The organism is Pseudomonas sp. D47, assembly GCF_045447305.1.
Taxonomy (GTDB): domain Bacteria; phylum Pseudomonadota; class Gammaproteobacteria; order Pseudomonadales; family Pseudomonadaceae; genus Aquipseudomonas.
The window spans coordinates 37,691-48,175 of the sequence record NZ_JBJGXU010000044.1; the positions used below are offsets into that span (position 1 = coordinate 37,691).

Genomic DNA, 10,485 nt, shown 5'->3' on the forward strand with positions numbered 1-10,485 from the left:
TCAACGGAAAACTTATCACGAATAAAGAATCTTGTTCCCGCGAGAATAGTGCGCTCACCTAATCGAAAGGAATATCCCATGCCGCCCGCCGCCGCCGTATCGGCCGTCAGCGCACCGCGCACCGCCAAAGATGGCCTGGCCCTCACCGCCGTCTGCCTCGTAGCCCTGATGTTCGGCCTGGAAATTTCCAGCGTGCCGATCATCCTGCCAACCCTGGAACAGCAACTGGGCACGGGCTTCCAAGACGCGCAATGGATCATGAATGCCTACACCCTGGCCTGCACCAGCGTACTGATGGCAGCCGGCACACTGGCCGATCGCTTTGGGCGGCGGCGCATGCTGGTGTTGTGCCTGTGGCTGTTTGGCTTGGCCTCGCTGGCGTGTGGCTTGGCGAACGATGCGCCCACGCTGATCGCGGCGCGGTTTGTCCAGGGCGTGGGGGCCGGGGCAATGATGATCTGCCAGTTCGCGATTCTGTCGCACCAGTTCCGTGAGCCTGCAGCGCGGGCTCGGGCCTTTGCGATATGGGGCGTGATCGCAGGTGTGGGCCTGGGCTTTGGGCCGATGGTGGGGGCGTTGATCCTGGCGGTCGCGGACTGGCGCTGGGTGTTCCTGGTGCATGTGCCGCTGACCTTGCTGACACTCGTGCTGCTACGCATCAGTGTGCAAGAGTCCCGTGACCCGGCCGGCCATCGCCTCGACATCGCCGGCATGCTGACCCTGACGCTGTCGGTGTTCGCGCTGGTTTACTTCATCACCCAGGGCAGCGAGAACGGCTTTGGCACGCCGGCCATGCTTGGCTGGGCAGGCTTGTCGTTGGCCGGGCTGCTGTTGTTCATCACTGTCGAGCGACGCAGCGCGCACCCGATGTTCGATTTCTCGGTGTTCCGCATCCAACGCTTCAACGGCGCGCTGATGGGCTCGATCGGCATGAATTTCAGCTTCTGGCCGTTCATGATCTACCTGCCGCTCTACTTCCAGGCGGGCCTGGGCTACGACACGCTGACCACCGGCGGCGCCCTACTCGCCTACACCTTGCCGACCTTATTGGTGCCGCCGCTGGCCGAGCGCCTGGCCCTGCGCTACGGCGCCGAGCGCATCATTCCTTTGGGCCTGGGCATGATGGGCGCAGGGTTTATCGTCATGGCGGCGATCAATACGGCCGAGCAGCCAACCATCGTATGGGTACTGCTCAGTTGCGCGATAACCGGCGTCGGGCTGGCGCTGACCAACTCACCGACCACCAACACCACCACCGGCTCCGTCTCGGCCGACCGCGCGGGCATGGCCTCAGGCATTGACCTCAGCGCACGGCTGATCACCTTGGCGCTCAACATCGCGCTGATGGGCCTGGTGTTGTTGCTGGGCATCAGCCATCACCTTTCCAGCCTGCTGCCCCAAACTTCGGCGCTGGACTGGCCCGCGATCAGCCAGAACATTGCGGCAGGCAAGCTGGACGCGTTGGTGCTGCCCCCCGCAGATGCCCGGGCGGCGCTGCGCCAGGGTGCCGGTTGGGCCATGCTCTTTGCAGGCCTTGGCGCGGGCGGGTTGGCGATGTTGAGTGGGTATTTCTTCCGACGCGGGCGGTAAACGAAAACGGGCCTGCAGATGCAGGCCCGTTTGATTGGGGTTGAAAAAACACTCAGCTATCAGCTGTTAAGCGCAGCCTGTTCGTTTTCCAGAAATTCCTCTTCGAGCTCGGCCTCGTCGACCTTGGTATTAGGCAATGCTTGCCCGGCGGCGCGTGGTTTGCCGCGTAATTTGCCGTAAAGATGTTCCAGCGCATGCTCAAGCTTGGTAGCTGCGCCATCAATCGCCTGTTCCAGGGTATCGGCCTTATGCAGGACCGACAGTGGTTGATGGCCTTTTGGCCGCGCTTCCAGGCGGCAACTTAGATCGTGGGGACCGGGCTTGTCGCCATTCTCATCCTTCAGGTAGACCTCGACGCGGGTCAGGTCTTCTTTATAACGTTCGAGCGTGCTCTCAATGGTAGTACGTACCCACTCCTCCAGTCGGATGCTGCTTTCAATATGGTTATCGCTATTGACTTGGATTTGCATAGTTCTTCCCTTATTTCAGCTAGCTCGCGGGAGGTCACAAACTGCAACACCGGGGTGGTGAAACCATGACCTCTTGACTACACAATTGAGCAGTCAGAAGAACATTTCAAGCCCTTTGCAAAGATAAATCCCACATTACAAATTAAGTCTGACGACGAGCAAAAACGCTGTTAGGGTGGGGAGTTAGTTACATCTTCTTACGCCCAGCGAACCTCATAATTGCCCCTCTCCCAACGGGTGCAATCCGCGAAAAATCCCCGCTTCCTCCACCAGCCAGTCATGTACCGCGCGTACGCCCGGATGGCTCAGTGCGCCCGGCGCATACAGCAGCACGTAGCGTTTGTGATTGGGCACGGCCAGGCCGAACGGCACGATCAAGGTGCCACGCTCCAACTCATCATTGAGCAAAGTGCGCCGCGCGATGGCCACGCCCATGCCGGCGATGGCGGCTTCGATGGTCAGGTGGTTGCGGTTGAAGGTGTGGCCGCGCCGTACGTCGGCCTGGTGGTAGCCGATGGCATTCAGGTAAAACTCCCACTCGGCGTATTCATAACTCCCACGCCAGGCGGTGATGTCGTGCAGCAGCGGAAAATGCACCAGGTCGGCCGGGCCATGCAGTGGCGGGCGGCCGCGCAACAGGCTGGGGGCGCACACCGGAAAAATCTGCTCATCGAGCAGGGCTGTGGATAACAGGCCGGGGTAGCTGCCGTCATTGAGGTCGATAGCCAAGTCGAAGTCACCTTCGTGCAGCGCGATGCTGCTGTCTTCGGCGACCATGCGCAGCTGGATATCCGGAAAGCGTTGCTGCAAACGCGGCAAACGCGGGGTCAGCCATTTGCCGAGAAACGACGGGATTGAGCGCAGGCGCAAGGTGCCGCTGATCATCCCCGCGTCCAGCCGCTGCAACTCCGCATCGATGCTGCCGTAAGCCTCCCCCACCGTCGCCGCCAGCCGTTGCCCCTCGGCACTCAACTCCACACCGCGCGCACGCCGATGGAACAGCCGGAAACCCAAACGCTCCTCCAACTGGCGGATTTGCTGGCTCACCGCCCCCGGCGTGATGTGCAGTTCTTCGGCGCAGCGGGTGAACGACAAATGCCGCGCAGCGCAGGAAAAAACGTGCAGCCAGACGTAGGTCTGACCATGAAGGGGCCGGGTCATAGAGTTTAGTCCTGCTAAAGGGTGTCTTAGGATAATTCGTTGGTCAGTGCCGATCCAGAGGCTCAGTATCGCGCCAATTCCGCCTGCTCTACAAAACATGGCAGCGATTTCTACTCCATTGCTTGTAAGGCTTTAGCATGGCTATCAGTGTTTTCGATCTATTCAAGGTGGGCATCGGCCCTTCCAGCTCCCATACCGTCGGCCCGATGCGGGCGGCGGCGACCTTTGCCCAGGCACTCACCGACCAAGATTTACTGAGTGACACGCGCCGTGTCGAGGTGCGCCTGTACGGCTCGCTGTCCGCCACCGGCGTGGGCCATGCCACCGACCGCGCCTGCGTGATGGGCCTGATGGGTGAATGGCCAGACAAAGTCGACCCCACCTCGATCAACGCACGTATCCAGCAATTGCGCGAATCCGGCCAACTGTTGCTCGCGGGCACACAGGAAATTGCCTTCAACTGGCACACCGACCTCCTGCTGCTGGACGAAAGCCTGCCCTACCACCCCAACGCCATGTCCCTGCACGCCTATGGCGACAATGGGTTGCTGAGCGAACAAACCTATTACTCGGTAGGCGGCGGTTTCATCATCGAGGCGGCCGAAGCAGCTTCCGGTATCGCGCCGACCAGCGATGTTGAATTGCCCTACGACTTTTCCAGCGCCGTCGAACTGCTGGCCTTGTGCAACAAGCACGGCTTGCGGGTTTCCGAGCTGATGATGGCCAACGAACGCGCGTGGCGCAGCGACGAAGACATCCGCAGCGGTTTGCTGCATATCTGGTCGGTGATGCGCGAATGCGTGGAGCAAGGCCTGCGCGATGAAGGCATCTTGCCCGGAGGCCTGGATGTACCACGCCGAGCGGCGAAATTGCACCGCAGCCTGTTGGAAATCGGCAAGCCCAACGTAATCACCTCGACCTTGTCGGCGATGGAATGGGTCAACCTGTTCGCCCTCGCCGTCAACGAAGAAAACGCCGCCGGCGGGCGCATGGTCACCGCACCCACCAATGGTGCGGCAGGCATCATCCCGGCGGTGCTGCATTACTACATGAAGTTCAACCCGGACGCGTCTGACGACGACGTGGTCAATTTCTTCCTGGCAGCCGCCGCTGTCGGCATCCTCTGCAAGAAAAACGCCTCGATCTCCGGCGCCGAAGTCGGCTGCCAGGGCGAAGTGGGTTCAGCCTGCGCCATGGCCGCCGCCGGCCTGGCCGATATCCTCGGCGCCACCCCGGAACAACTGGAAAACGCCGCCGAAATCGGCCTGGAACACAACCTCGGCCTGACCTGTGACCCGGTCGGCGGCTTGGTGCAAGTGCCGTGCATCGAGCGCAACGCCATCGCTGCGGTCAAGGCGATCAACGCCACGCAAATGGCCCTGCGCGGTGACGGCAAACACTTCATTTCCCTCGACCGGGTGATCCGCACCATGCGCGATACCGGCGCCGATATGCATGACAAATACAAAGAAACTTCACGGGGCGGCCTGGCGGTCAGCTGGGTGGAGTGCTGATCGGAGCACCTCTACCCGCCCCAACGTGAGCCCGCGCAAAAATAATAACGAGGCAATATCGATGACCGATGTACGTACACCTGCTGCCGAAAATCCTGCTATAGCAACAACCGTGACCAAAGGCTGGACCAAACACGACACCACCTGGATGCTCGGCCTCTACGGCACGGCCATCGGCGCAGGCACCTTGTTCCTGCCGATCAATGCCGGCGTCGGCGGTTTCTGGCCACTGATCGTGCTGGCACTGCTGGCCTTCCCGATGACCTTCTTCGCTCACCGTGGGCTGACGCGCTTTGTGCTGTCAGGCAAATCCGGCGACATCACCGACGTGGTCGAAGAACACTTCGGCGTCGGCGCCGGCAAGCTGATCACCCTGCTGTACTTCTTCGCCATCTTCCCGATTCTGCTGGTGTACAGCGTGGCGCTGACCAACACCTTGAGCAGCTTCATGGAACACCAACTGCACATGGCCCCGCCGCCACGGGCGATCCTGTCGCTGGTGCTGATCCTCGGCCTGATGGCCATTGTGCGCTGCGGCCAGGGCGTGATCGTCAAAGCCATGAGCGTGCTGGTGTACCCGTTCGTCGCCGCCCTGCTGTTGCTGGCCGTGAGCCTGATCCCCAACTGGAACGGCGCGTTCTTCGCCTCCGCCAGCGAAGGCATGCCGCTGCCGGCTTTCTTCAAGACCTTGTGGCTGGCGATCCCGGTGATGGTGTTTTCGTTCAACCACTCGCCGATCATCTCCGCCTTCGCCGTCGACCAGAAGCGCGTATACGGCGCCCAGGCCGAGCGCAAAAGCACCGGCATCCTCGCCACCGCCCACGGCATGATGGTGCTGACGGTGATGTTCTTCTGCTTCAGCTGCGTGCTGGCCCTGTCGCCAGCTGACTTGGCGGCTGCCAAGGCGCAGAACATTTCGATCCTGTCGTACCTGGCCAACCACTTCCAGACCCCGGTGATCGCCTACGCCGCGCCGTTGATTGCGCTGGTGGCAATCACCAAATCCTTCCTCGGCCACTACATCGGTGCCAGCGAAGGCTTCCAGGGTTTGATCGTCAAATCCCTGCGTGGGCGTAACCGCTCAATGTCGTCCAAAGGGCTGGAACGCTGCACCGCGTTGTTCATGGTGCTGACCTGCTGGGCCGTGGCCACTTTCAACCCAAGCATCCAGGGCATGATCGAAACCCTGGGCGGGCCGATCATTGCGTGCCTGTTGTTCCTGATGCCGATGTATGCGATTCGCCGCGTGCCCTCTCTGCGCCAGTACTCGGGCCAGGTGTCGAATGTATTTGTGGTGGTGATCGGGCTAATTGCGCTGTCTGCGATCGTTTTCTCTGTGTTGCCCTGAAATAGCCCACAACACCAATCCAATGTGGGAGCGGGCTTGCCCGCGATAGTGGTCTGTCAGCCAGAAATTATTAAGCTGATCCACCGCAATCGCGGGCAAGCCCGCCCCCACAGGGGTTAGAAACAGTCAGATAGGTCGCTATACGGCACGCCCTTTGCTGTACAGCCTATGAGGCAAACGGACTTTGTGAACCCTCAGCGACGGAGTGGCCGGTGGTCAGGCAATGCGAACTATTCCAGACACCGGTCGTCAATGAATGCATGTTCTTATCAGGCGGTAACGCACCATGGACAATCCTTTTCAGATCATCACCGACACCTTCACGCCTAAATACCGCGTCAACCTAAGCATCCAACGGCTGGATGGCAGCATCATGCTCACCCTCTCGAATGAGGACGGCGTGGTTGCCAAACGCATGATCAGCGCCGAACAACGCAACGACCCGCAACGGCTCAAACGGCTGGTGCAAAGTATTCAGTTCGGCATCGCCATCGAGCAGGGCCACAGCGCCATGGAAATCCTGGCGGTGATGACGGACGGCGACCACAAGCTCCTGCAGCGACCGCCCGCCCACACCCTGCCCTTCAGCGTCGGGCTTTAAAGCTCGCCCTTCTCGGTCTCCAGGCTCGCCTCGCCTTTGCGACGCGGGCCTTCGACTTTCACCGAGGGGAACGCCGACGAAGCGTAGCGCACGACCAGAATCGCAAACGCCAACAGCAGAATGCCGCCGCACAGGTAGATGATGCCGATGTCCGGCGGGTTGTGGTGGGACACGTTGGAGATCAGCAGCCGCGTCAGCGCAGTGATCGCCACGTAGATCAGGAAGCGCACCGGCATGTGGTTGGTCTTGAAATAAATCCCGACCATTGCGCCCAGTTCCAAGTAGATGAACAGCAGCAAGATGTCATCGATCTTGATGTGCCCGGTTTCCAGCATTCCCAAAAATTCCATCACCGCCGCCCAGGCGGTCACCGCACCAATGGCGAACAACGCCAGGTAGTGGAACGTCTCGACAAACAGATTGCCCAGCGACTCAGCCAGCCCATGGACATTTTGACGCAGCTTTTCGGCCCAGTTGAATTTCACGATGATGCTTCCTTAGGTCGGCTCGACCGGATAATGCGGGTTGGACGTAACGGGTGTTCTGCATGCAGAAAAAAGGCCAGAGGCAGGTATAAGATGATGGCGACGTGACGTGAGGCACAGGGTGACAACACAACTTGCTCCCGTTGGGCCGGGCTGACGCTCCAGCACGTAGCGCCCCTAAAACCTGCAAATGGGTTTTAACTGGAAGAATACCTTCGCCTGAATTGGGGCTGCCTCGCAGCCCAACGCGAGCAAGCTCGCTCGCCACAGTTACGCGCTTTGCCTCAGGCGGGTGCGACTTGCTCCAGCGCTCGGTCGACTAATAAGCCGCCCATTTCGACCAGTTGGTGAATCGCCAAGACCAGGCTTCGCTGCGGGCCTTCAAGGTCGAATGCCAGCATATTGGCCATTTCACGGGCGCTGCTTAGGGTTTCGCTGGCGTTTGCCAGAAGGGTTTCTGTGTCCACTGTAGGTGTGACGCTGAATAGCGTGACGGGCGGCTCGGAATTCAAAGCATCGGCGGTACGGTGAGTATTGTTTTCCATGGTGCGGCTCCGGTATTAATCAAGAAAGTTCTCTTTTTCGTGTTCGAGCCGCCAAGCTCGGCCCCGCGATGCAAGGCCCGGAGAAGGTAAGCCACCGTAGGATTACTCGGCAACCTCAGCGTGTTGTCAGAAATTTCCGTTCTAGCAAACCCCTATTTCCCAGCTACATTAAAAAACTGCTACCCAAACCCCGTGGTTTGGCTTACCCTTTTAGCTGTATATAAATACAGTAGTCGCAAAAGACAACTATCGTGAAGGCATGTGAGGTGGTGAATGGCCGTCGAAGTGGTATACCGCAGCAGCCGAGATCTGGAGCGTTTGTTCATGGATAAAGCCGAAGCTGACCGTCATGACAAGATGCTTGAACTCGCTGAGTTGCTGGCAGAAGTGTTGCAAAAAGCCGTGCCGTCCCTGAGCGAGCAACAGGTGGAGGAAGCCGGGATCTACATGGCGAAGAACCGCGATGTATTTGCCAAGGCGTTCAAGAGCCAGCCGGACGCGCTGTCCGAGTTGCTGAACCCGGCAGCGGAATAAAGCCCGAATTGAACAGGCCCTGAATCATTGATTCAGGGCCTTTTTAATGCCTGGCTTATGGGTAGAGCAGGCGTTCGGCCAGCTCATCCGCCACCCGTGCGGGGGAGCGTTTTTCGGCTTGGGCGTGGGCGAAGATTTCCGTCAGGCGTGTGCCGATGTTGGACAGATGGGCGGTGATACCTGCCAACTCCGCGCCGCTGTGTTTGAGGGCGACGTAGATCAGGCCGCCGGAGTTGATCACGTAGTCCGGGGCGTAAAGGATGCCGCGCCCCTCCAACTGGTCGGCGATGTCCAGGTTGGTCAGTTGCGCGCTGGCGGAACCGGCCACGGCGGCGCAGCGCAGTTGGCCGACGCTGTGGCGATTGAACACGGCGCCGACGCCGCAAGGCGCGAGGATGTCGCACGGGGTGCTGAGCAAGGCGTCGTTGGCGATGGGGTGCGCGCCGAATTGCTCCATGGCCAATTGCACTTTGCCGTGGTCAATGTCGCTGACCAGCAGTTCGGCGCCAGCGGCGTGCAGTTGCTCGGCCAGGGCGTAACCGACATTGCCCAGGCCCTGGACGGCCACGCGCAAGCCTTCGAGGTTGTCACTGCCCAGGCGCGCCATGGCAGCGGCGCGGATGCCGGTGAACACGCCCATGGCGGCATGGGGCGCCGGGTCGCCGGCGGCGGTGGTGCTGGTGACGAAGCGGGTGTGCTGGGCGATGCAGTCCATGTCGGCGACCGAGGTGCCACTGTCGATGGCGGTGATGAAACGGCCGTCGAGTTTTTCGATGCAGCGGCCAAACGCTTCAAACAGTGCCGCACGGCTCTCCACATGCACGGGGCGGATGATCACTGCCGTGCCGCCACCCACCGGCAAACCGGCCAGGGCGGCTTTGTAGCTCATGCCTTGGGCCAGGCGCGCGGCATCGGCCACGGCACTTTCATCGTCGGGGTAGGCGAGGTAACGGCAACCGCCCAAGGCAGGTCCCAGGCGGCTGTTGTGGATGGCGATGACCGCCTTCAGCCCGGTCGCCGGGTCGATGCTCAGGTGCAGCGATTCAAGGCGGGTGCTGTGCATGAGAGCAAACATCGTCGGGCTCCCGAATCACTTCTGGTAGAGGCCCAAGTATAGGCTTACGCCAGGAAACTGCCGAAGTGCGCTGGAATAAGCCGCCCGATTTCACAGCCCCAGCGACATAAGCAGGTCGGATATTGCTTAAGTCACTGGACGAAAATTCACCGCAAGGCTAAAACAGGGGCATCCGTCGGAGAATGCAATGAATCCCCGCACAGCCTTTTTCGCCTGCCTGGACCGTTCACCCCCTGCGCTGTTTGAAGCGGCGCTGTGGATTGCTGCCGAGCATGACCCGGCCGTGCAGCCGCAGGTGATCCTGCAAGACCTCGCCGTGCTGCAGCAACAGGTCAGCGTGGGCATGCCCATGTTGCCGGCGGATGAACTCGGCCAGCCGCTGCTGCGGCGCCTGAATGACCTGGGGTTCGCCCAGGACGACTTCACCCCCCTGCGCCCCGCCGCCGCCCTGCTCGACAAGGTGCTGCAGCGCAAACGCGGGCAGCCGCTGGCGATGGGGCTGATCGCGCTGGAGATGGCGCGGCGCCTGGATATCCCGATGGCGGGCGTGAACTTCCCGGGGCATTTCCTGCTGCGGGTGCCCGGTGCCGATCACCTGCTGGACCCGTGCGGTGGGCGGCGTTTGTACCCCAATGACTGCCGCGAGTTGCTGCACCGTCAGTACGGACCGAATCTGAAGTTGCAGGCCGACCATCTGCTCAGCGCCGAACCACGCTCGATCCTGCAACGTTTGTCACGCAACCTGCGCCAGTTGCACCTCTCCAACGATAACCCATTGGCCGCTCTGGTCGATGCCGAACGTGTGTTGGAGCTGGGCAATGCCAGCGCCGCCGACTACCTGGCGCGGGCCAGTCTGTACCAGCGCCTGGATTGCCCAAGCGCCGAGCGCTTTGACCTGGAACACGCCTTGTTGCTCAGCGAAGACCCGATTCAACGCCTGCGCCTGACCGAGCGGCTGGGGCACCTGCCGCCCAACTCAGTGGTGCATTAACACATCAGTGGCTGATGCACCGCCATTGCAGCATAGGTATCTACACATCTTTTTATGGGTTGAATTCTTTGGTTGTCGCGGGGGCGCTGGGTACATATCCGTTATTTGGGTAACGGCTGCTATTGGTTCCGCTCTTACAGCGGGTCACTTTTGGAAAAGAGCCCCAAAAGT

Annotated in this window: 11 protein-coding genes; 6 read left to right on the forward strand and 5 right to left on the reverse strand. The window is 60.6% G+C overall.

The annotated features are described in order from the left end of the window. Positions 1-78: 78 nt before the first annotated feature. Positions 79-1,590, forward strand: a complete 1,512-nt coding sequence (locus tag ACI77I_RS23365; protein WP_406998522.1) for an MFS transporter — start codon at positions 79-81, stop codon at positions 1,588-1,590. A gap of 59 nt (positions 1,591-1,649) precedes the next feature. Here the strand turns inward: ACI77I_RS23365 and ACI77I_RS23370 are convergent, their stop codons facing one another. Both ACI77I_RS23370 and ACI77I_RS23375 read right to left on the reverse strand, forming a co-directional pair. Then, a complete protein-coding gene (locus ACI77I_RS23370; protein WP_406998523.1) occupies positions 1,650-2,060 on the reverse strand; it encodes an HPF/RaiA family ribosome-associated protein in 411 nt (136 codons plus the stop codon). A gap of 213 nt (positions 2,061-2,273) precedes the next feature. Beyond that, on the reverse strand, positions 2,274-3,221 hold the full coding sequence (locus ACI77I_RS23375) for a LysR substrate-binding domain-containing protein (protein ID WP_094951391.1): 948 nt from the start codon (positions 3,219-3,221) through the stop codon (positions 2,274-2,276). A gap of 137 nt (positions 3,222-3,358) precedes the next feature. Here ACI77I_RS23375 and ACI77I_RS23380 point away from each other — a divergent pair, with 137 nt between their 5' ends. From ACI77I_RS23380 to ACI77I_RS23390, 3 genes are all read left to right on the forward strand, one after another. Beyond that, the gene (locus ACI77I_RS23380; protein WP_094951392.1) at positions 3,359-4,735 is read left to right on the forward strand and encodes an L-serine ammonia-lyase; all 1,377 of its coding nucleotides are present in this window, start codon (positions 3,359-3,361) and stop codon (positions 4,733-4,735) included. A 61-nt stretch (positions 4,736-4,796) separates the two neighbouring features. Beyond that, a complete protein-coding gene (locus ACI77I_RS23385) occupies positions 4,797-6,083 on the forward strand; it encodes a serine/threonine transporter (protein WP_406998524.1) in 1,287 nt (428 codons plus the stop codon). Positions 6,084-6,369: 286 nt separating this feature from the next. Continuing rightward, positions 6,370-6,684: a DUF3509 domain-containing protein gene (locus tag ACI77I_RS23390; protein WP_094951394.1), complete on the forward strand. Its 315-nt coding sequence runs from the start codon at positions 6,370-6,372 to the stop codon at positions 6,682-6,684. On the opposite strand, the gene ACI77I_RS23395 is transcribed toward ACI77I_RS23390, so the two are convergent. Continuing rightward, positions 6,681-7,169 carry a phosphate-starvation-inducible protein PsiE gene (locus ACI77I_RS23395; RefSeq protein WP_094951395.1) on the reverse strand — a complete coding sequence of 163 codons (489 nt, stop codon included), beginning with the start codon at positions 7,167-7,169 and terminating at the stop codon, positions 6,681-6,683. The genes ACI77I_RS23390 and ACI77I_RS23395 overlap by 4 nt on opposite strands. A 284-nt stretch (positions 7,170-7,453) precedes the next feature. Next, the gene (locus ACI77I_RS23400; protein ID WP_242154578.1) at positions 7,454-7,714 is read right to left on the reverse strand and encodes a DUF6124 family protein; all 261 of its coding nucleotides are present in this window, start codon (positions 7,712-7,714) and stop codon (positions 7,454-7,456) included. A 273-nt stretch (positions 7,715-7,987) separates the two neighbouring features. Here ACI77I_RS23400 and ACI77I_RS23405 point away from each other — a divergent pair, with 273 nt between their 5' ends. Continuing rightward, positions 7,988-8,248 (forward strand): YebG family protein, encoded by a 261-nt coding sequence (locus tag ACI77I_RS23405; RefSeq protein ID WP_003188807.1) that lies wholly within the window; start codon positions 7,988-7,990, stop codon positions 8,246-8,248. Between the two features lie 55 nt (positions 8,249-8,303). Here ACI77I_RS23405 and ACI77I_RS23410 read toward each other — a convergent pair whose 3' ends face one another. After that, positions 8,304-9,323: a Glu/Leu/Phe/Val dehydrogenase dimerization domain-containing protein gene (locus ACI77I_RS23410; RefSeq protein WP_094951396.1), complete on the reverse strand. Its 1,020-nt coding sequence runs from the start codon at positions 9,321-9,323 to the stop codon at positions 8,304-8,306. Between the two features lie 187 nt (positions 9,324-9,510). On the opposite strand from ACI77I_RS23410, the gene ACI77I_RS23415 reads away from it, so the two are divergent. Further along, on the forward strand, positions 9,511-10,314 hold the full coding sequence (locus ACI77I_RS23415) for a SirB1 family protein (protein ID WP_263274558.1): 804 nt from the start codon (positions 9,511-9,513) through the stop codon (positions 10,312-10,314). Positions 10,315-10,485: the final 171 nt, after the last annotated feature.

Bases quoted from the DNA above. Each gene is read 5' to 3' on its own strand.
- ACI77I_RS23365 (WP_406998522.1), top strand. From the start codon at position 79: ATGCCGCCCGCCGCCGCCGTATCGGCCGTCAGCGCACCGCGCACCGCC.
- ACI77I_RS23370 (WP_406998523.1), bottom strand. From the start codon at position 2,060: ATGCAAATCCAAGTCAATAGCGATAACCATATTGAAAGCAGCATCCGA.
- ACI77I_RS23375 (WP_094951391.1), bottom strand. From the start codon at position 3,221: ATGACCCGGCCCCTTCATGGTCAGACCTACGTCTGGCTGCACGTTTTT.
- ACI77I_RS23380 (WP_094951392.1), top strand. From the start codon at position 3,359: ATGGCTATCAGTGTTTTCGATCTATTCAAGGTGGGCATCGGCCCTTCC.
- ACI77I_RS23385 (WP_406998524.1), top strand. From the start codon at position 4,797: ATGACCGATGTACGTACACCTGCTGCCGAAAATCCTGCTATAGCAACA.
- ACI77I_RS23390 (WP_094951394.1), top strand. From the start codon at position 6,370: ATGGACAATCCTTTTCAGATCATCACCGACACCTTCACGCCTAAATAC.
- ACI77I_RS23400 (WP_242154578.1), bottom strand. From the start codon at position 7,714: ATGGAAAACAATACTCACCGTACCGCCGATGCTTTGAATTCCGAGCCG.
- ACI77I_RS23405 (WP_003188807.1), top strand. From the start codon at position 7,988: ATGGCCGTCGAAGTGGTATACCGCAGCAGCCGAGATCTGGAGCGTTTG.
- ACI77I_RS23410 (WP_094951396.1), bottom strand. From the start codon at position 9,323: ATGTTTGCTCTCATGCACAGCACCCGCCTTGAATCGCTGCACCTGAGC.
- ACI77I_RS23415 (WP_263274558.1), top strand. From the start codon at position 9,511: ATGAATCCCCGCACAGCCTTTTTCGCCTGCCTGGACCGTTCACCCCCT.